At 67.9% G+C, this 21,451-nt stretch carries 19 protein-coding genes; 11 read left to right on the top strand and 8 right to left on the bottom strand.

All coding sequences use genetic code 11. From position 1 onward, the window contains the following. Positions 1–49: 49 nt before the first annotated feature. From mnmC to P0Y52_01520, 4 genes are all read left to right on the top strand, one after another. Positions 50–1,900, top strand: a complete 1,851-nt coding sequence (gene mnmC, locus P0Y52_01535; protein WEK58244.1) for an FAD-dependent 5-carboxymethylaminomethyl-2-thiouridine(34) oxidoreductase MnmC — start codon at positions 50–52, stop codon at positions 1,898–1,900. Positions 1,901–1,957: 57 nt separating this feature from the next. After that, positions 1,958–2,356 (top strand): DUF6491 family protein, encoded by a 399-nt coding sequence (locus P0Y52_01530; protein ID WEK58243.1) that lies wholly within the window; start codon positions 1,958–1,960, stop codon positions 2,354–2,356. A gap of 161 nt (positions 2,357–2,517) precedes the next feature. Beyond that, complete coding sequence (locus tag P0Y52_01525) at positions 2,518–3,654, top strand: efflux RND transporter periplasmic adaptor subunit (protein WEK58242.1); 1,137 nt, start codon at positions 2,518–2,520, stop codon at positions 3,652–3,654. A gap of 9 nt (positions 3,655–3,663) precedes the next feature. Beyond that, complete coding sequence (locus P0Y52_01520; GenBank protein ID WEK58241.1) at positions 3,664–6,792, top strand: efflux RND transporter permease subunit; 3,129 nt, start codon at positions 3,664–3,666, stop codon at positions 6,790–6,792. 282 nt (positions 6,793–7,074) lie between these two features. On the opposite strand, the gene P0Y52_01515 is transcribed toward P0Y52_01520, so the two are convergent. Further along, the gene (locus tag P0Y52_01515; protein ID WEK58240.1) at positions 7,075–10,101 is read right to left on the bottom strand and encodes a TonB-dependent receptor; all 3,027 of its coding nucleotides are present in this window, start codon (positions 10,099–10,101) and stop codon (positions 7,075–7,077) included. Positions 10,102–10,479: 378 nt separating this feature from the next. Between P0Y52_01515 and uvrB the strand changes: the two genes are divergently transcribed. The 3 genes from uvrB (at position 10,480) to P0Y52_01500 (ending at position 14,191) form a co-directional block, all read left to right on the top strand. Beyond that, complete coding sequence (gene uvrB / locus P0Y52_01510; protein ID WEK58239.1) at positions 10,480–12,822, top strand: excinuclease ABC subunit UvrB; 2,343 nt, start codon at positions 10,480–10,482, stop codon at positions 12,820–12,822. 43 nt (positions 12,823–12,865) lie between these two features. Next, positions 12,866–13,216 carry a DUF559 domain-containing protein gene (locus P0Y52_01505; protein WEK58238.1) on the top strand — a complete coding sequence of 117 codons (351 nt, stop codon included), beginning with the start codon at positions 12,866–12,868 and terminating at the stop codon, positions 13,214–13,216. Positions 13,217–13,861: 645 nt separating this feature from the next. After that, the gene (locus P0Y52_01500) at positions 13,862–14,191 is read left to right on the top strand and encodes a hypothetical protein (protein WEK58237.1); all 330 of its coding nucleotides are present in this window, start codon (positions 13,862–13,864) and stop codon (positions 14,189–14,191) included. A gap of 209 nt (positions 14,192–14,400) precedes the next feature. On the opposite strand, the gene P0Y52_01495 is transcribed toward P0Y52_01500, so the two are convergent. The 7 genes from P0Y52_01495 to P0Y52_01465 all read right to left on the bottom strand — a co-directional run bounded on the left by P0Y52_01495 (position 14,401) and on the right by P0Y52_01465 (position 17,726). Next, positions 14,401–14,691 carry a GNAT family N-acetyltransferase gene (locus P0Y52_01495; GenBank protein WEK58236.1) on the bottom strand — a complete coding sequence of 97 codons (291 nt, stop codon included), beginning with the start codon at positions 14,689–14,691 and terminating at the stop codon, positions 14,401–14,403. A 14-nt stretch (positions 14,692–14,705) separates the two neighbouring features. Then, positions 14,706–15,080, bottom strand: coding sequence for a hypothetical protein (locus P0Y52_01490; GenBank protein ID WEK58235.1), 375 nt, complete (start codon positions 15,078–15,080; stop codon positions 14,706–14,708). 9 nt (positions 15,081–15,089) lie between these two features. After that, positions 15,090–15,470 carry a serine/threonine protein kinase gene (locus P0Y52_01485; protein WEK58234.1) on the bottom strand — a complete coding sequence of 127 codons (381 nt, stop codon included), beginning with the start codon at positions 15,468–15,470 and terminating at the stop codon, positions 15,090–15,092. Positions 15,471–15,527: 57 nt separating this feature from the next. Next, positions 15,528–15,917, bottom strand: a complete 390-nt coding sequence (folB, locus tag P0Y52_01480) for a dihydroneopterin aldolase (protein WEK58233.1) — start codon at positions 15,915–15,917, stop codon at positions 15,528–15,530. Next, the gene (locus P0Y52_01475) at positions 15,914–16,450 is read right to left on the bottom strand and encodes a 6-carboxytetrahydropterin synthase (protein WEK59424.1); all 537 of its coding nucleotides are present in this window, start codon (positions 16,448–16,450) and stop codon (positions 15,914–15,916) included. Before P0Y52_01475 ends, folB begins: the two co-directional genes overlap by 4 nt. A 94-nt stretch (positions 16,451–16,544) precedes the next feature. Further along, complete coding sequence (locus tag P0Y52_01470; GenBank protein ID WEK58232.1) at positions 16,545–17,324, bottom strand: SDR family oxidoreductase; 780 nt, start codon at positions 17,322–17,324, stop codon at positions 16,545–16,547. Continuing rightward, positions 17,325–17,726, bottom strand: coding sequence for a dihydroneopterin aldolase (locus tag P0Y52_01465; protein WEK58231.1), 402 nt, complete (start codon positions 17,724–17,726; stop codon positions 17,325–17,327). It abuts the gene before it with no gap. Between the two features lie 154 nt (positions 17,727–17,880). Between P0Y52_01465 and P0Y52_01460 the strand changes: the two genes are divergently transcribed. From P0Y52_01460 to P0Y52_01445, 4 genes are read left to right on the top strand one after another with little or no spacing between them, the layout of a single operon-like run. Then, complete coding sequence (locus P0Y52_01460; protein WEK58230.1) at positions 17,881–18,354, top strand: NUDIX domain-containing protein; 474 nt, start codon at positions 17,881–17,883, stop codon at positions 18,352–18,354. A 9-nt stretch (positions 18,355–18,363) separates the two neighbouring features. Beyond that, positions 18,364–18,810, top strand: coding sequence for a DMT family transporter (locus P0Y52_01455; protein ID WEK58229.1), 447 nt, complete (start codon positions 18,364–18,366; stop codon positions 18,808–18,810). A 16-nt stretch (positions 18,811–18,826) separates the two neighbouring features. Continuing rightward, entirely contained in the window at positions 18,827–20,719 is a 1,893-nt protein-coding gene (uvrC, locus tag P0Y52_01450; GenBank protein WEK58228.1) for an excinuclease ABC subunit UvrC, read from the top strand. 44 nt (positions 20,720–20,763) lie between these two features. Next, positions 20,764–21,378 carry a carbonic anhydrase gene (locus tag P0Y52_01445; protein WEK58227.1) on the top strand — a complete coding sequence of 205 codons (615 nt, stop codon included), beginning with the start codon at positions 20,764–20,766 and terminating at the stop codon, positions 21,376–21,378. Positions 21,379–21,451: the final 73 nt, after the last annotated feature.

The raw sequence follows: 21,451 nt of genomic DNA, 5'->3' as shown, positions 1-21,451 counted from the left end.
TTTTTCGTGCCTGCTATCCAGCCGAACCCCGGACGGCTAAAGCCCGGCCATGACCGACGACCCGCGCGAACAGTCCCCTGCCGACGCCTCTCCCCAGCTGGTCTGGGCCGAGGACGGCTCGCCCCGTTCCGGCCGCTTCGGCGACGTCTATTTCTCCAAGGACGACGGTCTGGCCGAGACCCGCGTCGTCTTCCTCGACGGCTGCGGCCTGCCCGACGCCTGGGCGGATCGCCCCGACTTCACCGTCGCTGAACTGGGCTTCGGCACCGGCCTGAACATCGTGGCCCTGCTGGACCTGTGGCGCCGCACCCGGCCTGAGAACGCCCGCCTGCACGTCTTCTCCATCGAGGGCTTCCCCCTGACCCGCGACGAGGCCGCCCGCGCCCTCGCCGCCTGGCCCGAGCTGGGCGAGACCGCCGCCGCCGTCCTGGCCGTCTGGCCCGAGGGAACGCCCGGCTTCCACCGCCTCGACCTGCCGCAATGGGGGGCCCGCATCGACCTCGCCGTCGGCGACGCCCGCTGGGCGCTCGAGCAATGGTCCGGCCCCGCCGACGCCTGGTTCCTCGACGGCTTCTCACCCGCCCTGAACCCCGGCATGTGGTCGCCCGAGATCATGGCCCTCATCGCCGCCCGCTCCGCCCCCGGCGCGCGGGTCGCCACCTTCACCGTCGCGGGCGCCGTGCGACGCGGCCTGGCCGAGCACGGCTTCGTCGTCGAGAAGAAGCCCGGCCACGGGCGCAAGCGCGAACGGCTGGAGGCGCATCTGCCCTCGCCGCCCCCCGCGCCTCGCGCCCAGCCCCACGTCGCCGTCGTCGGCGCCGGCATCGCCGGGGCCTCGGTCGCCCGCGCCCTGGTCGCCGGCGGCGCCCGCGTCACCGTCATCGAGGCCGAGCAACCGGGCGCCGGCGGCTCCGGCTTTCCCGCCGCCCTGGTCACGCCCCGGCTCGACGCGGGCGACGCCCTGATCGCCGGCTTCCATGCCCAGGCCCTGGAGCGCGCCCGCGCCCTCTATCGCGCCCTGCCCGAGGCCGTGATCGCCGAGGGCGTGCTGCAGTTGGAACAGGCGCCGCGCGACGCGGCCCGCTTCGACAAGATCGCCGCCCAGGCCCTGTGGCCCGCCGGGGCCATGCGCCGCCTCGACGCCGCCGCCTGCGCCGCGCCTCTGGGCCAGGCGGCCGCGACCGGCGGCCTGATGATGGGCGACGCTCTGGCTTTGCGCCCCTCGGCGGTGCTGACGCCCTGGCTGGAGGGCGCCGACCGCCTGACCGCCCGCGTTGAAACCCTTCACCCCGGGGACGCCGGCTGGGTCCTGCTCGACGCCGAGGGCGCGGTCGTGATCGAAGCCGACGCCGTGGTCCTGACCGCCGGCTGGGGAACCGCCGCCCTCGCCCCCGACCTGCCGCTCGCGCCTGTCTCCGGTCAGGCCGACTGGGTCGAGGGGCCGACCACGCCCCCCGTCGCCTGGGGCGGCTACGCCGTGCCGACCGGCGCCGGCCTGCTGTTCGGCGCCACCCACGACCGGGGTCAGACCGACCGGACGCCCGACGCCGAGGCCTCTGCTCGAAACCTCGCGACCCTGGCCGCCGGCCTGCCCGACCTGGCCGCCCAGGTCGAGGCCGCAGGCTCGCCCCGGACCCGCAAGGCCGTGCGCGCCACCACGCCCGACCGCCTGCCCGTCGCGGGGCCCCTGACGCCCGGCCTCCATGCCCCCACTCTCTCTGCCCCGACCCTCTATGCCCTGACCGGCCTCGGCTCCCGCGGCTTCTGCGTCGCCCCCCTGCTGGGCGAGCACCTGGCCGCCGTCATCCTCGACCAGCCCTCGCCCCTGCCCGCAGGCTTCGCCGCCCGCCTCGCGCCCGCGCGCTTCGCCGCGCAACCAACCGCGACCGTCCGCGCTTAACCTTCAGGTTCATCTGGACGTTGTAGAAGCGCAGGCCTCGGCTCAATGGAGATTCCCATGTCGCGTGTGTTCCCGCTCCTGCTGCTGGCCGGCGCCGTCGCCCTGTCCGCCTGCGCCCCGATGTCCGCCCAGGACGGCGCCCAGCCCCCGGCGCGCAGCCAATGCTTCTACACCGATCAGGTCGATAACTTCCGCGGCGACAACCAGACCCTCTACATCCGCACCCGCAACAAGGACGTGTTCGAGCTGCAGACCCTGGGCTATTGCGCCGACATCGACTTCGCCTTCGGCATCGGCTTCGTGCCCGACGCCAGCCTCAGCCGTCTGTGCACCGGCGACTTCAGCCGCATTTTGGTGTCGGGCGGTCCCACGCCCCGCCAACCCTGCCGCGTCCAGGTGGTCAAGAAGCTGACCGAGGCCGAGGTTACGGCCCTGCCCGCGCGCGATCGCCCCTGATCGTCCCTCCATCGACCAGCATTACTTCGCGGTAATACGGTTGTGCGAGATTTGAGAAGGCTTCGCCGAAACGCTAAGAAGCGCAGCTGTCAAACTCGCGTCCGGCGCCGGACAGACTGGTTCGCGCCCTCTCTGCACCGACCCTTCAAGGATCCTCGCACGTGGCGTTCACTTCTCGCACTCCGGCCCTCCTCCTCGCGGCGGCCGCCGCCCTGACCCTGACCGCCTGCGGCGGCCACGGCGACGACAAGTCCCAGGCTGAAAAGACCGGCGCCTCGCGCCAGACGGTCAGCGCCGCCGTCGCCATCGAACAGGCCCTGCCGCGCATCATCGTCGCCTCCGGCACCGTCTCGGCCTGGGAGGAGGTCCCCGTCGGGGCCGAGACCGGCGGCCTGACCGCCGTCGGCGTCTATGTCGATGAGGGCTCCTACGTCCGTCAGGGCCAGGTTCTGGTCAAGCTGAACGACGCCCTGCTGCAGGCCCAGCTGCGTCAGCAGCAGGCCGGTGTTCAGACCGCCGAGGCCAACGCCGCCCGCGACGACGCCGCCCTCGCCCGCGCCCAGGAGCTGAAGGCGCGCGGCTTCCTCAGCCAGGCCTCGCTGGACACGGCCCTGGCCAACCAGCGCGCCTCCCAGGCCAATCTGGCCTCCGCCCGCGCCTCCCTGTCGGAGACCCGCACCCGCCTGTCCCAGGCCGAGATCAAGGCCCCCGTCTCGGGCCTCATCATCAGCCGCAGCGTGACCAAGGGTCAGATCGTCGACGCCGGAACCCAGCTGTTCCGCATGGTCCGCGACGGCCGCCTGGAGCTGGACGCCCAGGTGCCCGAGACCGACCTGCCCGCCCTGCGCGCCGGTCAGACCGCCGCCATCGCCTCCAATGAAGGCGTCACGACCAGCGGCACGATCCGCATCGTCACCCCCGAGGTGGACCCCCAGACCCGCCTCGGCCTGGCCCGCATCACCCTGTCCCCCGGCAGCGGCCTGAAGCCGGGCATGTTCGCCCGCGCCTCGATCAGCGCCGGCGCCCAGCCCACCACCGTCGTGCCCACCGGCGCGGTTCTCTATCGCGAGAACAAGGCCGGGGTTTACGTCCTCAACGCCGACAACTCGGCCCACTTCCGCCCGATCACCGTCCTGTCGCGCCGCGACGACCAGACCTCGGTCAGCGGGATCGAGCCCGGCGTCCGCGTCGTGGTCCAGGGCGCCGGCTTCCTCAGCGAGGGCGACAAGGTCACGGTCGCCCCCGCCGCCGCCGCCGCCCCTGTCGCCGCCCCTGTCGCCGCCCCGGCTGCGAAGTAAGGCCCGGCCATGAACAACATCTCGTCCTGGGCCATCAAGAATCCCATCCCGATCATCCTGCTCTTCGTGCTGCTGACCCTTGGCGGGATCACGGGCTTCTCGGGGATGCGGATCAACAACAACCCCGACATCGACTTCCCTCTGGTCGCCGTCACCGCCGCCCGCCCCGGCGCGGCCCCGGCCGAGATGGAGGTCCAGGTCACACGCCTGATCGAGGACTCCCTGGCCGGCCTGTCCGGGGTGCGCCACATCAACTCCCAGATCACCGACGGCGTGTCCTCGACCACCATCGAGTTCGAGCTGGGCACCGACACCGAACGCGCCACCAACGACGTCCGCAACGCCATGAGCGGCGTGCGCGCCTCCCTGCCCCAGGACATGCAGGAGCCGACGGTCCAGCGCATCGACATCACCGGCGACGCCCTGATCACCTATGTGGTCCGCTCGCCGACCATGTCGCCGGAACAGATCAGCTGGTTCATCGACAATGAAATGAGCCGCGCCCTGCTCGCCCTCGGCGGCGTGGGCGAGGTCAATCGTTCGGGCGGCGTCGACCGCGAGATCCGCGTCGAACTGGACCCCCAGCGCCTGGCCGCCTACGGCGTCACCGCCGCCCAGGTCAGCCAGGCCCTGACCAACGTCAACAACAACCTGCCCGGCGGCCGCGTCACCGTGGCCGGGTCCGAGCGCTCGGTCCGCACCCTGGGCGCCGCCACCTCGATCCAGCAACTGCGTGAGACCCTGGTGCCCTTGGCCAATGGCAAGAGCGTGCGCCTGGGCGACCTCGGCGCCGTGGTCGACAAGTGGGGCGAGCCCCGCCGCCTGGCCCGCTACAACGGCCAGGAAGCCGTCACCTTCAACTTCCTGCGCTCGCGTGAGGCCAGCGAGGTCAAGGTGGCCGAAAAGGTCCGTCAGGAAGTCGCCCGCATCGACGCCGCCCACCCGGAGCTGTCCATCGAACAGGTGACGTCCAGCGTCCAGTATATCGAGGAAAGCTATCTCGCCTCGCTGGAAGCCCTGCTTCTGGGCGCCGTCCTGGCCGTCATCGTCGTCTTCATCTTCCTGCGCGACTGGCGTGCGACCCTGATCGCGGCCACGGCCATGCCCATGTCGCTGATCCCGACCTTCGCCCTGCTGGGGCCGATGGATCAGTCGCTGAACGTCGTCACCCTGCTGGCCCTGTCGCTGACCATCGGCATCCTGGTCGATGACGCCATCGTCGAGATCGAGAACATCGTCCGCCACATGCGCGACGGCAAGCCGCCCTATGACGCCGCCTTCGAGGCCGCCGACGAGATCGGCCTGGCCGTCGTGGCCACGACCGGCACCATCATCGCCGTCTTCGCCCCTGTCGGCTTCATGCCCGGCATCATCGGCCAGTTCTTCAAGGCCTTCGCCCTGGCCGCCTGCATCAGCGTCTTCTTCTCGCTGGTCGTGGCGCGCACCCTGACGCCGCTGATGGCCGCCTATCTGCTCAAGCACACCAAGCATGAGGACAAGGACCCCTTCTGGATGGCGGGCTATCTGAAGGCCCTGCACTGGTGCCTCGGCAACCGCTGGAAGGTCTTCGTCCTGGGCGCCGTCTTCCTGGTCGGCTCGATCAGCCTCTCGGTCGTGGCCAAGATGTCCTTCGAGTTCATGTCGCCTGGCGACCAGAGCCGCGCCGCCTTCCAGATCGAACTGCCGCCCGGCTCGACCCTGCGCCAGACCGACGCCGTGGTTCAGCAGGTGACGCAGAAGCTGCGCGCCCGTCCCGAAGTCACCTCCGTCTATGCCGCCATCGGCGGTCAGGACGTGGGTCAGGCCAATGTCTACGCCGACATGGTGCCCAAGGGCGAACGGTCCATCAGCCAGCAGGCCTTCGCCCGCGCCATGGTCGATGAGCTGAAACAGATTCCCGGCGCCCGCATCCGCGCCGGCATCGCCCAGCAGGGCGGCGGGCCCAGCGACGGCACCAGCTACACCTTCTCCCTTCTCGGGGATAATCCCGCCGCCCTCGAAGCCGCCGCCCGCAAGGTCGAGGATGAGATGCGCGGGGTGAAGGGCCTGGCCAATGTGGTCAACACCGCCGCCATTGCTCGCCCGGAAATCCTGGTCACGCCCCGCCCCGACGAAGCCGCCCTGCTGGGCGTCTCGGCCGGGACCATCTCCCAGGCCGTGCGCGTCGCCACCATCGGCGACGTCGACCAGAACCTGCCGAAATACAACCTCGGCGACCGCCAGATCCCCATCCGCCTGCAACTGACCGAGGCGGCCCGTCAGGATCTGAACGTGCTGGAGAACCTGCGCGTCCCGACCGCCTCCGGCGCCTCGGTGCCGCTCAGCGCCGTGGCCGACATCGCGTTCGGCGCCGGCCCGGCCACCGTCCGCCGCCAGGACCGCTCGCGCATCGCCTCGATCACGGCCGAGCTGGACGGCGTCACCACGGGCGCCGCGGGTCAGGCGGTCAATCGCCTGCCCTCGGTCAAGAGCCTGCCCGAGGGCGTGCGTCAGGTCCCCGCCGGCGACGCCGAGTTCATCCAGGAGATGCTGATGGGCTTCGGCATCGCCTTCATCTCCGGCATCCTGCTGATGTATGCGGTCCTGACCCTGCTGTTCAAAAGCTTCGCCTATCCCGTCACCATCATGGCCGCCCTGCCCCTGGCCATCGGCGGGGCCTTCATCGGCCTGGTGATCGGCGGCAAGAGCTTCTCCCTGTCGGCTCTGATCGGCGTGCTGATGCTGATGGGCATCGCGGCCAAGAACTCCATCCTCCTGGTCGACTACATCATCATCGCCGAGAAGGAGGGCGGCATGAGCCGCCGCGAGGCCATCATGGACGCCGCCCACAAGCGAGCCCGCCCCATCCTGATGACCACCTTCGCCATGGGGGCCGGCATGGTGCCGATCGCCATGGGCATCGGCGCCGACGTCGAGTTCCGCTCGCCCATGGCCATCGCGGTCCTGGGCGGCCTGATCTCCTCGACCTTCCTGTCCCTGCTCTATATCCCGGCCATCTTCACCATCGTCGACGACATCGCCGGCTTCGGCCGTCGGATGCTGGGTCGGATGTTCGCCGGTCAGCGCAAGCTGGCGGACGGCAGCCGTCCTGAGGACCCCAACCCCCCGGTCGGGGCCCAGCCCTACCTCGGCGACTGATCCCGCCGAAACCTCCAGACGACAAAACCCCCGAGGCCCGCGCCTCGGGGGTTTTTCTTCGCTGAATTCACATTGAGTGTCGGCGCCGACGCTGACGCCTCCGTCATCCTCGCCACAAGGGCGAGGATGACAGGCACAAACCACGTTCGTGAGGCCGCCGCGCCAATACTTGACGTGAACCTCTGACCTCGCGAGTGAAGCCGCCCCCGCGTCCGCCAGACGCAGAAAGGGCGGCGGACCGAAGTCCGCCGCCCCTCCCTCAACCTGAAATCAGGTCGGACCTTAGAAGGACTTCGTGAGGTTCACGAAGGCCGTGCGGCCCAGGTAGTCGTAGCCCGAGTACAGCGGGGCGTTGCCGACCCGGTTGTAGTAGCCCGACGAGATGGTCGGCGGGTTTTCGTTCCACAGGTTGCGCACGCCGGCCGTGACCGTCCAGCCTTCACCCGTGTACTGGACCGAGGCGTTGTGCAGGAAATAGTCCGGCACATCGAAGTCGTACATGCTGGTCGAGGGGTCGGCGTCCGAAGGCGAGACGCCCAGATAGTCGTAGCTATCCGTGCCCTGGATCCATTCGACGCCGTAGCGCACCCGCCATTGATCCCAGGCATAGGACACATCAGCCGTTCCGGTGAACTCCGGATTGTTGATCTGACCCTTGTAGTCTTCCAGCGGATCTTCAGCGAACAGCTTGTTCGAGATTTCCGTGTACTGGGTGACCGCCAGGTTGAACAGCAGCGAACCCGGGCCGACGTCGTTACGGTAGCGCAGGGTGTAGTCCAGGCCCTTCACGATGTCCGTGGCGAGGTTCACGTAGCTGTTCTGAACCGTCAGCTGATTGTTGGACGGATCGCGCTCGACCAGCGAGCAGAAGCCCACGTCCGCGGCGAAATCTTCCGGGCGCGAGTCGTAGCAGCGCGTCAGGATGTTGGCGGCGCCATACTGCGAGACGCCGTTTTCAACTTCGATTTCGTAGTAGTCGACCGCGAAGGCGACATCGCCCCAGCCCATGGGCAGGGTCGGTTTCAGAACCAGGCCAACCGTCATGTTGGTCGAGGTTTCGGCTTCCAGGCCGGCGTCGGCGCCGCCCAGGGTGACGACCTTGACGCTGGTCAGGTTGTAGTGGTCCGGCGCCAGACCTTCGGCGGTGCAGTTAGCCACGCGGTTCGGGTTGACGTTCGGTTTGCCGTACTCGTTGCAACGGTCGTTGGTGTTGGCGAGGAAGCCGGTCGTGGCGCCGACGAACTGCTCGAACAGCGCCGGGGCGCGGTAGGAGGTGCCGTAGGTGGCGCGGAACGTCAGCATGTCGACGGGCTGGTAAACCAGGCCGATCTTGTAGGTCGTGTCGTCGCCGTACGAGTCATAGTCCGTGTAACGGAACGAACCGTTCAGCGTCAGCGACTTGGCGAAGGGCGCATCGCGCAGCAACGGCGCTTCGACTTCAGCAAAGACTTCCCACACCGAGTCCGAGCCGCGCGTAATGCCCGAGCTGGAGAAGTTGTAGGTGTTGTTGTTCTGCGAATCGAGGCCCGGCGTGTCGTCGATCTCCGAGTCACGCCATTCGGCGCCGAAGAAGCCCATCACCTTGCCGGCCGGCAGGTCGAACAGCGGACCGTCGAGGCCGAGGCTGACGATCTTCTCTTCATAGGTGGTCACGCCCTTGACCGGACGGAAGACGTAATCGACCCAGGCCTGCGGCAGGACGCCGCCGATAACCTGGCTGCTCAGCGCCGGGGCCGCGATGCAGCCAGGGTTCGAGGCCAGTTGGGCGCACTGGAACTGGCCAGGTGCGGTCTCGACGACGTCCAGGCTTTCGACCAAACGGTTCGTCAGGAACTGCTCGCTGGTGTATTCCGAACGCGAACGCGAATAGCTGGCCGACAGGTCATAGCGCCATTCCGGGATGAAGAAGTCACCCTTCAGGCCGACGACGTTGCGGTTGAAGACCTGCTCTTGCTTGGAGTGGTCGTTGCCGAAGCCGATGAAGGCGCGGACGCCGACGTCCTGACTTTTGTTGAGACCCTGGTCCGTCAAAACGGTGCTGAAGGCCAGGCTGTCCGGCAGCAGGGGGCTGCCCTTGGCGTAGTCGAGCGCCAGCTGGCGATAGCCGGTCTGCGAGGATTTGCGCTGGTTGATCAGGACTTCGCCGTACAGTTCGGCGCTGCCCAGGGCGTTCAGCTGATAGCCGGCTTCGCCGTACAGGGTCGTGATCTCGACGGGAGAGATCAGCGACTCGTTGAGCATGCGATCTTCGAAGGTGTCACGCACGTTGACGTCGTTGTCGCCGCCGCCGACGCCTTCAAAGCCCACCACGCCCGTGTCGACGCCCGAGTTCGGACGCCAGCGATTGAAGGTGGTGCCGACCGAGCCGGCTGCGCCGACGCCGTTCACGCCGACGAAGGTCCGACGACCGCGTGCGTCCAGCGGGCCTTCGACGCCGATGCTGACAGTGTTGATCGACACGCCGTTCGAACCGGTGTCCGTGATCGGATAGCACTTGGGCTTGCCGGTGATCGGATCGACGAAGTCCAGGCTGCCGCCCGTCGTGCGGTCGATATAGCCGTCCGTCTGGCAACGCGTGAACGCACGGTCGCGCAGGGTCAGTTCGTCGCGCTCATAGCGTTCGATCGAACCGGCGGCGCGCCAGCGGTCGCCCCGGCCGCCGGCAGTCAGCGAGAAGCGGCTCGAGCCGCCTGCGCCGTTGGCTTCCAGCGGCTCGTTACGCTGGGCTTCCAGCGTAAGGCCTTCAAAGTTCTTGCGGGTCTGGATGTTGACCACGCCGGCCACGGCGTCCGAGCCGTAGACCGACGAGGCGCCGTCGCGCAGGACTTCGACGCGGTCGATCATGGCGGTCGGCAGCACGTTCAGGTCGGCCGAACCGACCGAGCCGCGCGAACCGGCGGGCGAGACGCGACGGCCGTTCAGCAGCACCAGGGTGCGGCTCGGGCCCATGCCGCGCAGACCGATCGTGTTGGCGCCGGGGCCGCCGTCCGTGACGTAGCCGCCGTACGAGCTGTTGATCTGCGAGGTGCCGCCCGTGACGGCCGTGCTCTGCAGGGCTTCCGTGGTCGAGGCGAAGCCTTGCAGCGTCGCTTCTTCGCGCGTCACGACCTGGGTCGGCGACGGGGCGTTGTAATTGTCGCGACGAATGCGCGAGCCGACGACGACGACTTCGTCAACCGTCGATGCAGCTTCCTGAGTGTTGGTGGCGTCCTGAGCGAACGCGGCTCCCGGAGCGAGCAGGGTCAGCGACATTGCAGCGGCGCCAGCCACCATCGTCGTGCCCAGCAGGTAGTTCTTACGAGTGCTCATATGCCTCTATTTACCTGTGAATATTGTACAACAGATACAACGCTCAATGAACGCCGTTTCAGATACCAATGTTCGACTCTACGTTTCTTGGTTGTCTGACGGCTATGCAAAGCGTCACACAAGGGCAACCAAAATATTGCTATAAAGCGACGATATGCGAAAAAGCGCGTCAATTTTGACGCCAATGAACCCACTTTACACCACAATTCGTCCATTTAAGGCGATAAGCAGCCAAATATTGCCCGTATTGCGGCGCTATTCGGCGCGATTAAGACAAAGCTTGAGCCGGATCGCGGCGACGGCGCGTTCCTCCCCGACCGCTTTCGCCACAATCGCCGCCTATGGCGTCACGCGCCCGCGCGCACTACCTTGACGTTCATGGCTCGTTCTCCCTCGAAACCGTCCAAGCCCGTCCATGTGCCTGCCCAACCAGGCGTGCAGGAGATGGCCGCGCCCTTCCTCCAGGACGGCCCGCGCGGCCGTGGCGGCAAGGCCATGCCCATGTTCGCCCCCGTCACCGGCCCGCGCCTGACGCCGGAGGAGCCGCCCGCCGCCCCCGGCGACTGGGTGCCTCACCGCCCCTCGCGCGACGGCGCGAAAAAGGGCGGCCGCTTCCGGCTGGAGACGAAGTACACCCCCGCCGGGGATCAGCCCGCCGCCATCAAGGAGCTGGTGGCCATGGCCGAGGCCGGAGAGCGCGATCAGGTCCTGCTGGGCGTCACCGGCTCGGGCAAGACCTTCACCATGGCCAAGGTCATCGAGCAGACCCAGCGCCCGGCCCTGATCCTGGCCCCCAACAAGACCTTGGCCGCCCAGCTCTATTCCGAGTTCAAGAGCTTCTTCCCCGACAACGCGGTCGAGTATTTCGTCAGCTACTACGACTACTATCAACCCGAGGCCTACGTGCCCCGGACCGACACCTACATCGAGAAGGACTCGTCGATTAACGAGCAGATCGACCGGATGCGCCACGCGGCCACCCGCGCCATCCTGGAGCGCGACGACGTCATCGTGGTCGCCTCGGTCAGCTGCATCTACGGCATCGGCTCGGTCGAGACCTACACCGCCATGACCTTCACCCTGAAGGTCGGCGACCAGATCGACGAGGCCAAGCTGCGCGCCGACCTGATCGCCCTGCAATACAAGCGCAACGACCTGAATTTCGAACGCGGGATGTTCAGGAAGCGCGGCGACGTGCTGGAGATCTTCCCCGTCCACATGGAGGACCGCGCCTGGCGCATCCAGCTGTTCGGCGACGAGCTGGAATCCATCCAGGAGTTCGACCCCCTGACCGGCAAGAAGACCGCTGACCTCGAGGAAGTCACCGTCTACGCCGCCAGCCACTACGTCACCCCGCGCCCGTCGCTGAACCAGGCCATCATGGGCATCAAGGCCGAGCTGAAGGAGACGCTCGACTGGATGACCGAGAACGGCAAGCTCCTGGAGGCGCAGCGCCTCGAACAGCGCGTCCGCTTTGATCTGGAGATGATGGAGGCCACCGGCGCCTGCGCCGGCATCGAGAACTACAGCCGCTGGCTGACCGGCCGCGCGCCGGGCGAGCCGCCGCCCACCTTCTTCGAATATATCCCCGACAACGCCCTGCTCTTCGTCGATGAGAGCCACGTCACCGTGGGCCAGATCAACGGCATGTTCCGGGGCGACTACCGCCGCAAGTCGACCCTGGCCGAGTACGGCTTCCGCCTGCCCTCCTGCATCGACAACCGCCCGCTGAAGTTCGACGAATGGGAGGCCATGCGGCCCCAGACCGTCCACGTCTCGGCCACCCCCGGCCCCTGGGAGATGGAACAGACCGGCGGCGTCTTCGTGGAACAGGTCATCCGCCCCACCGGCCTGATCGACCCCCCGGTCGAGATCCGCCCCGTCTCCGGCCAGACCCGCAACCAGGTCGACGACGTCATCGACGAGGTCAAGGCCGTGGCCCGTCAGGGCTACCGCTCCCTCGTCACCGTCCTGACCAAGAAGATGGCCGAGGACCTCACCGAATACATGCATGAGCAGGGGGTGCGCGTCCGCTACATGCACTCCGACGTCGACACCCTGGAACGCATCGAGATCCTGCGCGATCTTCGCCTCGGTTCGTTCGACGTCCTGATCGGCATCAACCTGCTGCGCGAGGGTCTGGACATTCCCGAGTGCGGCCTGGTCGCCATCCTCGACGCCGACAAGGAGGGCTTCCTGCGGTCGGAAACCTCCCTGATCCAGACCATCGGCCGCGCCGCGCGCAACGTCGACGGCCGCGTCATCCTCTACGCCGACCGCATGACCGGCTCGATGGATCGCGCCATCGCCGAGACCAACCGTCGCCGCGAGCGTCAGGAAGCCTACAACCGCGAACACGGCATCACGCCCGAAAGCGTCAAGCGCGACATCAAGGAAATCCTCGACAGCCCCTACGAGTCTCGCGAGATGGACCGCCTGACCCGCCCCGGCGTGGCCGAGGAATCCAAGCCCTTCGTCGGCTCCAACTTCCAGACCGCCCTCAAGGACATGGAGGGCCGGATGCGCGAAGCCGCCGCCAACCTCGAGTTCGAGGAAGCCGCCCGCCTCCGCGACGAGATCAAGAAGATGAAGCTCCTCGACCTCGAATTCGCCAACGAAGCCCTCACCGGCGCCGGCGAAGCCGTCGACACCTCAGCCCCCAAACGCTGGCGCAAGGAAGCGGCGGCCGAGAAGGCGGAGGCGTTCAGGAAGGGGCGCTAACTCCTTCCTTCTCTCCTTGCGGGAGAAGGGCTAGCGTCGCCGCATGGACGACTGGCTGCACACCCGCGCCAAGACGATGCGCCGCGAGCCCGCCCTCTATGAGCGGCGGTTGTGGGCCATTCTGCGGGACCGGCGGCTGGAGGGACTGAAGTTCCGACGCCAAGTCGTGATCGGACGCTACGTCGCCGACTTCGTCTGCCTGCGGCATCGCCTGATCGTCGAGGCCGACGGCCCCCACCACGACGACCGCGCGGAGGACGCCGCCCGCGACGAGTTTTTGCGGGCGCAGGACTTCCGCGTCCTGCGCTTCCCCAACCCGCAGATTGAGAACCGTCCCCATGAGGTGCTGGCCGCCATCATCGCGGCGGCGAACGCCAGGCTGACGCAGGACTGATCCTTCTCCCCTTGCGGGAGAAGGTGCCCCGAAGGGGCGGATGAGGGGTTTCACGACGCTTGATGAAGGCCGCGAAATCCACTCGCGGCGAGACCCCTCATCCGTCAGCCTTCGGCTGCCACCTTCTCCCGCAAGGGGAGAAGGGAAAGACATGCCTACCGCCCCGCCCCAACCCCAGCAATTTCCCGCCCTTCCCCCTCCGCCATCCCCATTCAGCTCGCCCCACCCAGCGCCCATGCCACCCTGCGCTCGTTCCGTCGCATGGAGGGCTCGTAAGGCCTGCGACCTTGCGGGCGGCGGGAGCGGATGGAGCGGGGTCCTTGTCGGGCCGCGCGGCGTCCGTCGCGGTCTCCGGTCAAGGGCGCTGAAGCCCAGCGGACAGGTCGCGGCGGGTTTCGGCGCGCGACCCAGGATATGAACGTGCGAAGGCGGCAGGCGAACGCGAGCCTCCTCAATCGTGGTCTCAAGTCGCCCGCAAGCGCGATGAGGCGCTCGCGCGCGGCGCGCGTCTGCCGCCGGACGATCCGCCCTGGACCGCCCGGGCCTGAGGCTTGGGCGCCACAGAAGCGCAAAACTCCGCGCCTCCCTCAGATGAGTCAGGGAACGGCGCAGAAATTGCGGCATTGTCGTGTCGAAGGGTGCATCATGTCGAAATCGAACAGTCCTGAATCCGACGACCGTCCCAACCTGAGGGTTGTCTCCTCCCCCGAGGCCGAGGTCTATGACCTGATGCGTGCGCCAGAGACCACCGCCGAGCGTGTCAAACGCCTGCAAGCCGAGGCGCGCGCCCTGGCGCTCGAGCAGGTCGAGGCGCTGGAAGCGGTGCTGCTGAAGGCCGCCGACATGGCCCGCGAAATCGCCGAGGGCGGCGACGCCTACCCCGTCGGCGCCCGCGAACTGGCTCAACGCCTGGCTCAGGACCTGCCGGTCAAGGCCGAGACCATGAAGGCCATCATCGCCAAGAGCCATCCATGACGCTTGAAGGGCGCTAACGCGAGCGACGCGGTCGCTCGCTGCCTGAGCGCAGATCAAGGGCGCTATCGCTCGGCTCGCGGAGCCTCGCTGCTTGAGCGCGCGCGAAGCGCCAGGCCGCGTCGGGTCGAAAAGGCGGAGTCTTTTGACCGCGGCCCAACATCATGCCCGCGTCGGGTCGTGAAGTCTCGAAGGGCCGACGACGCGGCCCACTAGGAACCGAGAACGTCTGCGTACTCGGGATGCCGTTTGAGCCACGCCACCGCATAGCTGCAATGCGGGACCAAAGTCAGCTTCTCGGCCCGCGCATGCTCGGCCAGAGCCTGCATGAACTTTCCCGCCGCCCCCGTGCCGCGCAAGGCCGGATGGGCCTCGACGTGCAGGATGACGCGGGCGTGGCCGCGCACCGCATACTCGGCCCAGACGGAATGCTCGACCCCGTCGGCGTCAGCGAACTCCTGCTGAAAGCGATGGTCGGCGGGCTGGTCGCGAAAGGCGGTCATGACGGCTCCTGAAATCAGGCCGGCCGATCATTGAGCAGGGCCAGCAGACCCAGAACGCTTTTCACCGTGAACCAGATCGACACCAGCAGCAAAAGAAGTCCGAACAGCAGCAGGAAGGGGATGCCGATCAGGAAGAGCGAGGCCACGGCGCTGACCGCGATCAGCCCCCACAGCACCACGGTGATCCAGAAGACCGACCAGAACAGCTTGATCTGGGCCTCGATATGCTGGGCCGCCAGACCCGTCGCCGAACCGCGGCAGGCATAGGCCACCACCAGCCCCGCCAGCACCAGCAGGTTGGCGCTGGGGATCGACAGAATATAGAGGATCCAGGCTAGGACCGCCCCATCCCGACCATTGCCGCGCGCCTGGGAAATCTGATCGGTCATGGCCGGCCTCTAATAGAACAGACGAAGGGGATGGCGGATGGGGCGGCCTTGCAGCAGGTCTTTCAGACCCAGGGCGCCGCGCACGATGGTCCACACCGCCATGACGAACAGGACGAAGACCCCGACGTTGATCAGGATCAGCACCACCCCGCCGATGATGGAGGCCACGGCGGCGAACAACGTCCGCTGCTGGAAGATGAAATGGGTCCGCGCCAGAGGATCCGCAGGCGGCGCCTTGCGCCACATCCGCAACAGGCCGATCGCCGCGGCCACGCCAAAGGTCGGCACGGCGAACAGGATCAGAGCATAGCCGACATAGAGGCTGGTCAGGTCGCCGGCCTGGTCGGACGAGGCCGGGCTGTTGCTGCTGTAATCGCCGGACTGGACCATCGGAACCTCTTGTTCAAGCGAGACAATGGCGGGAGGCGACGCGCCGCGCAACCGGCCTCAGCGCGAATAGGCGACTTCGCACCCCGCCGCCGCCGCGCCGGGAATGGCGCCGGGCTTCTCGACCCGCACCTTGACCGCCAGAACGCGATGATCCGCCAGACAGGCCAGGGCCACCCGTTCGGCGAAGGTCTCGACCAGGGCCACGTGCTCGCCGCCCGCCAGTTCGCGAGCGATCCGGGCCACACCCTCATAGTCCAGGGTATCGGACAGACGATTGATCGGCCCGGCGCCGAGGTCCAGCTCGACGTCCACGACCAGGGGCTGCAGCCGACCATGCTCATGGGCATGAACCCCGATGGCGGCCTGAACCTCCAGCCCGCGCACCAGCACGGTCAGGCCCAGACGGCGCGGCTCGGACGCGGTGAAGGGGGCGACGACGGCGCTCACGACCAGGTCTCCGGCGGCAGAAGGTCATTGATGCTGAAATCGGCCCGGTCGCACCAGTCGCCCAGCTTCCAGGCCCGCTCGGCCTCGGTCAGGCCGCGCGTCAGCACGGTATTGGTCGGCGTCTCCTCGATGGCCAGTTCCGCCAGGCGGAAGGGCAGGCCCTCGGCCGTGAGGATGGCTTCCAATTTTCGCCAGAGCGCGATGACCAGGGCCTCGGTCGTGGGATCGCCCTCGATGGTCAGGACCTGGTTCAGCCGCTGCGGCTCATGGCTCTGGAACCAGTCCAGCAGCGGGTCGGCGCGGTTCAGCTGGAAGGCATGGTCCAGGCTGCGGTCGACAAACCCGTGCCAGCGCCGCTTCAGGTTTTCAAACGAGGCGGCGTGGTTCGACTGGCCAAAGGCGATCTCGGCCGTCGGCTCCAGCGTCACCTTGACGAACTCATTGTGCCCGTGCGGCACGGCGCACTTGGACCCCGCATCGGCGATCAGCCGGTGCGCCATCGAGAAGCGGCGGGTGAACTGGACGGCAGGCATCAGGGGCAAGGGTTCCGAAAACGCGAGCGCTTCATATAGCCGCCGCGAAGGGTTCGCGCATCAACACCGTGACGGCGGCGAAGTAAAGGCGGTCTCAGGGAAGCGGGATGCCGTCAAAGGCCACGTCCCGCCCGCGACCGATCAGGCTCTCGCCCCCGTCGATGGTCAGGTTCTGCCCCGTCAGGCTGGGCGTCTCGAGCACGAAACGCACGGTGCGGGCCACATCCTCCAGCGAGGCGCCGCGCCCCAGCGGCGTATCGCGCCACGCCGCCTCATACTCCGCCTCGGTCTGCTCGCCGCTGCGCAGGATCAGGCCGGGCGAGACGCCGCAAAGACGGATGCGGGGCGCCAGCCCCATGGCGAGCGTCCGCGTCAGCCCCGCCAGACCGACCTTGCCCGCCGTATAGGCGAAGAAGTCCGGGTTCGGACTATCGACCTTGTGATCCAGAATATTGACCACCGCCCCCTGCCCGTTCGCCGCCTCGATGGCGCGGGCGAAGTCGCGGATCAGGAAGACCGGCGCGGTCAGGTTCGAGGCCAGATGCTCGCCCCACGACGCCTCGGTCAGGGTCGACAGGGTATCATAGCGGAACAGGGAGGCGTTGTTCACCAGAGCGTCGATCCGTCCGAACTGGCCGACCACGCGGTCGATCAGGCCGTCGCGCTCGCTCGCCTGATTGAGGTCGGCCTGAAAGGCCGCGGCCCGCACGCCCTTGGCGCTGAGTTCGGCCACGAGGGCGGCGGCCTCGTCCGCCCCGCCGCGATGATGGACGGCCACGTCCCAGCCCGCCTCGGCCAGCGACCGCGCCAGCCCGGCGCCGACGCGCCGCGCGGCCCCGGTGATCAGCACGACCTTGTTCAGGGGCTCGCCCATTCAGCCCGGCCTGCGGCGGAAGATTTCCACGCCCGCCGCCGCGGCCTCGGGGAAGATGTCCGGCTTGGTGATCCGCACCCGGCAGGCCTCGACCGGCGGCAGGGCGAAACAGACGCCGATCAGCTCCTCGACCAGGGTTTCCAGCAACTCGACGTGCTCACGCCCACGCCAGCCGTTGATGTGATCGCGCACCCGGTCGTAATCGATGAAGTCGCCCTGCGCCAAAGGCCAGGCCGCGAACATCTCGACATTGACGATCAGCCGCGTGGGGCGCTCGGGGTGCCGCTCCCACGGGTGCAGGCCGATGCGCACATCGACCGCCACATCCGACAACAGGACGCGGACATGGTCCCCGGCGTGACGCCAGTCGAACCCGCCCGCGCCGGCGGCCGATTCAGTCAACCCGGCCGAACTCGAAGAAGTTCACGGCGGCGATGACGGCGATGAAGGCGAAGATGATGGCGATGGCCAGCATGGGAAGGCTCCTGTTCAAAGCTTCGCATAGAGGCACAGGCGCGACTGTTCAAGCCGCCCCGCCAAAGCCTATCGTGACCGCATGACCACCTGGCGCACCCGAATCGAGCCCTTCACCCGGCCTGTCTTCTTCGCCGTCTCGCGGATGCGGCGGGGCATGACCCTGGGCGTGCGCGGACTGGCGGTCGACAGCGAGGGCCGGGTGCTGCTGGTCAAGCACACCTATCTGCACGGCTGGTGGCTGCCGGGCGGCGGGGTGGACAAGGGCGAGACGACCCAGGCCGCCGTGGTCCGGGAACTGCGCGAAGAGGCGGGACTAATCGCCAAGGCCGAGCCGCGCCTGATCTCGGTCCACTCCAACGAGCGTTTCTTTCCGGGGGATCACGTTCTGGTCTTCGCCATCGACGCCTTCGACCTGACCGAACGCACCAGCCATGGCGAGATCGCCGAGATCGGCTGGTTCGCCCCCGACGCCCTGCCCGAGGATACGACCCGCGCCACCCGCGACCGCCTGGCCGAGATCTTCGGCGGCGCGCCCGCCGATCCGAACTGGTAGAGACGGCCCATGCAGGTTCCCCTTCTTGTCTTTCTGACCTTGCTGATGGCGGGCGCCGCCACGGCCTTGCAGGGTCCGACCAACGCCAGACTGGTCACGGCGGTCGGCTCGCCGCTGAACGCCGCCTTCATCTCCTTCGCCGTCGGCACGGTGGCCCTGGGCCTGCTGGCCCTGGCGATGCAGACGCGCCCCGACGTCGGCGCGATGAAGGCTCTGCCCTGGTGGGCGTGGATGGGCGGCTTCTACGGCTGCGCCTTTGTCATTTCCGCCGCCTGGGGCGTGCCGCGTCTGGGGGTGGCCACCACCATCACCCTGATGGTCGCCGGGCAGCTGGCGCTCAGCCTGATCCTCGACCATTTCGGCGCCCTGGGCGTCGCCAGACAGCCGCTGAGCCTGGGCCGCATCGCTGGCGTCGCCCTGGTGATCGGCGGCGTGGTTCTGGTTCGCCGCTCCTGACCCTATATCCCGCCCGATGACCGACGAGACCACCGACATTCTGGACGCCGCCGACGACGCCCCGCTGCCGCTGCAAGCCGCCGCGCTGATCGCCGACGAAGCCCGTCGCGCCCCCGACAAGCCCGGCGTCTATCGCATGTACGGCGAGGACGGGACCTGCCTCTATGTCGGCAAGGCCAAGTCGCTGAAGAAGCGCGTCGTCCAGTATGCGCAGGGGCGTTTCCATACCCAGCGCATCGGCCTGATGGTGTCCCTGACCCGGTCGATGGAGCTGGTGGTCACGGCCTCGGAGACCGAGGCCCTGCTGCTCGAATCCAACTTCATCAAGAAGCTGAAGCCGCGCTTCAATGTCCTGTTGCGCGACGACAAGTCCTTCGCCGAGCTGATGATACGCCGCGACCATCGCGCCCCCCAGGTCAGGAAGCATCGCGGCGCCCACACCATTCCCGGCGACTATTTCGGCCCCTTCGCCTCGACCTGGGCGGTCAATAATACGCTGAACACCCTACAGAAGGCCTTCCTGCTGCGCTCCTGCTCGGACAGCGTTTACGAGACGCGGACGCGGCCCTGCATGCTGCACCAGATCAAGCGCTGCTCGGCGCCCTGCACCGGCCTGATCTCGCTGGAGGACTACGGTGAGCTGGTCACGGAGGCGGAAGCCTTCCTGCGCGGCAAGTCGCGCGCCGTCATCGGCCGCCTGTCGCAGGAGATGCAGGCCGCCTCCGACGAGATGGACTTCGAGACCGCGGCCCGCGTGCGCGACCGCATCCGCGCCCTGTCGGCCATCTCGATGCAGAACAGCGTCAGCGCCGACGGTGTGGCCGAGGCCGACGTCTTCGCCCTGCACGCCGAGGGCGGTCAGGCCTGCGTCCAGGTCTTCTTCTATCGCGCGGGCCAGAACTGGGGCGGTCGCGCCTATTTCCCGCGCGTGGACAAGACGGACAGCGATCCCGAAATCCTCGCCGCCTTCCTCGGTCAGTTCTACGAGGACAAGCCGATCCCGCGCCTGATCCTGTCCAACGTGCGTCCGCATGAGCTGGAGTTGCTGGAGGCCGCCTTTTCGATGAAGGCCGAGCATAGGGTCGAGATCGCCCGGCCCTTGCGCGGCGGCAAGCTCAGCCTGGTCGATCACGCCCTGACCAACGCCCGCGAGGCCCTGGGGCGCAAGCTGGCCGAGAACTCGGCCACGTCGAAGATCCTGGACGAGGTCTGCGAGGCCTTCGGTCTGGACGCGCGACCCGAGCGGATCGAGGTCTATGACAACGCCCACATTCAGGGCACCAACGCCGTCGGCGGCATGATCGTCGCCGGGCCAGAGGGCTTCCGCAAGAACCAGTACCGCAAGTTCAACATCCGGGGCGAAGATCTGACCCCCGGCGACGACTACGGCATGATGCGCGAGGTCATGCGGCGGCGCTTTGGCAAGATGGTCAAGGACGAGGAGGCCGGCGAGACGGTCGAGCGCCCCGACCTGCTGCTGATCGACGGCGGCGCCGGGCAACTGGCCGAGGTGCTGGCGGTGCTGGCTGACCTGGGCGTGGACGACATCCCCGCCGTCGGCGTGGCCAAGGGACCGGACCGGGACGCGGGCAAGGAGCATTTCTTCATGCCCGGCAAGCCGCCCTTCATGCTGCCGCTCAAGAGCCCGGCCCTCTACTACATCCAGCGCCTGCGCGACGAGGCCCACCGCTTCGCCAACGGCGCCCACGCCAAGCGTCGCTCGATGGATATCAAGAAGAACCCGCTGGATGAGATCGAGGGCGTCGGGCCGGGACGCAAGAAGGCCCTGCTGCACGCCTTCGGTTCGGCCAAGGGCGTGTCGCGCGCCGCCGTCGCCGACCTGATCAAGGTCCCCGGCGTCAATCAGGCCCTGGCCGAGCGCATCCACGCCTTCTTCCATAAGTCCTGATCAGCACTTGAGCCGGAAACCGCTGCGGGTTTAGGAAAGCGCCCATGACCGATGAACTGACCGACGGCTATCACCGCTTCCGCCAGAACCGCTGGCCCGCCGAGCGCGCCGAGTATGAGGCCTTGGCCGTCAATGGCCAGAAGCCGCACACCCTGGTCGTGGCCTGTTCCGACAGCCGCGCCGATCCGGCCCTGATCTTCGACACCGCGCCAGGGGAACTGTTCGTGGTGCGCAACGTCGCCAACCTGGTCCCGCCCTATGAGCCGGACGGCAAGCTGCACGGCGTCTCGGCGGCGCTGGAGTTCGGCGTCAATGTGCTGAAGGTCAAACGGATCGTCGTCATGGGCCACGCCTACTGCGGCGGCGTCAACGCCATGCTGAACGGCTCGCCCTCCAACTGTCAGGACTTCGTCGCTCCCTGGGTCGCCCAGGGGGCGCCGGTCGTGCGCCGCGTGGTCGAGGAGTTCCCTGCCGATCAGGTCGAGCGCGCCGCCGAGGAGGCCGTGGTTCGCCTGTCGATCGACAACCTGCGGACCTTCCCCTGGATCGCCGCGCGCGAGGCGGCGGGCGATCTGGTCCTCAGCGGCCTGCACTTCGGCATCGCCGACGGCATCCTGTCCAAGCTGACGGGTGCCAAGCGGTTCGAGCCCCTGGGCTGAGGCGCCGCAAAAAGGGGGACAGTTCGCCGCCCTCGCCTCGGGTGGCGAACCGTGGCACACCCTCAGGCGTTGC

Source organism: Candidatus Brevundimonas phytovorans (assembly GCA_029203145.1).
Lineage (GTDB): Bacteria > Pseudomonadota > Alphaproteobacteria > Caulobacterales > Caulobacteraceae > Brevundimonas > Brevundimonas phytovorans.
The sequence above is the reverse complement of the archived record's forward strand: the minus strand, read 5'-3'. Positions and strand labels throughout refer to the sequence as shown.

Excerpts from the sequence above, each read along its gene's own strand:
- P0Y52_01530 (WEK58243.1), top strand. The coding sequence starts at position 1,958 with ATGTCGCGTGTGTTCCCGCTCCTGCTGCTGGCCGGCGCCGTCGCCCTG.
- mnmC (WEK58244.1), top strand. The coding sequence starts at position 50 with ATGACCGACGACCCGCGCGAACAGTCCCCTGCCGACGCCTCTCCCCAG.
- P0Y52_01515 (WEK58240.1), bottom strand. The coding sequence starts at position 10,101 with ATGAGCACTCGTAAGAACTACCTGCTGGGCACGACGATGGTGGCTGGC.
- P0Y52_01470 (WEK58232.1), bottom strand. The coding sequence starts at position 17,324 with ATGGGCGAGCCCCTGAACAAGGTCGTGCTGATCACCGGGGCCGCGCGG.
- P0Y52_01485 (WEK58234.1), bottom strand. The coding sequence starts at position 15,470 with ATGGTCCAGTCCGGCGATTACAGCAGCAACAGCCCGGCCTCGTCCGAC.
- P0Y52_01495 (WEK58236.1), bottom strand. The coding sequence starts at position 14,691 with ATGACCGCCTTTCGCGACCAGCCCGCCGACCATCGCTTTCAGCAGGAG.
- P0Y52_01455 (WEK58229.1), top strand. The coding sequence starts at position 18,364 with ATGCAGGTTCCCCTTCTTGTCTTTCTGACCTTGCTGATGGCGGGCGCC.
- P0Y52_01475 (WEK59424.1), bottom strand. The coding sequence starts at position 16,450 with ATGCCTGCCGTCCAGTTCACCCGCCGCTTCTCGATGGCGCACCGGCTG.
- uvrC (WEK58228.1), top strand. The coding sequence starts at position 18,827 with ATGACCGACGAGACCACCGACATTCTGGACGCCGCCGACGACGCCCCG.
- P0Y52_01520 (WEK58241.1), top strand. The coding sequence starts at position 3,664 with ATGAACAACATCTCGTCCTGGGCCATCAAGAATCCCATCCCGATCATC.
- P0Y52_01460 (WEK58230.1), top strand. The coding sequence starts at position 17,881 with ATGACCACCTGGCGCACCCGAATCGAGCCCTTCACCCGGCCTGTCTTC.
- P0Y52_01445 (WEK58227.1), top strand. The coding sequence starts at position 20,764 with ATGACCGATGAACTGACCGACGGCTATCACCGCTTCCGCCAGAACCGC.
- uvrB (WEK58239.1), top strand. The coding sequence starts at position 10,480 with ATGGCTCGTTCTCCCTCGAAACCGTCCAAGCCCGTCCATGTGCCTGCC.
- P0Y52_01505 (WEK58238.1), top strand. The coding sequence starts at position 12,866 with ATGGACGACTGGCTGCACACCCGCGCCAAGACGATGCGCCGCGAGCCC.
- P0Y52_01490 (WEK58235.1), bottom strand. The coding sequence starts at position 15,080 with ATGACCGATCAGATTTCCCAGGCGCGCGGCAATGGTCGGGATGGGGCG.
- P0Y52_01500 (WEK58237.1), top strand. The coding sequence starts at position 13,862 with ATGTCGAAATCGAACAGTCCTGAATCCGACGACCGTCCCAACCTGAGG.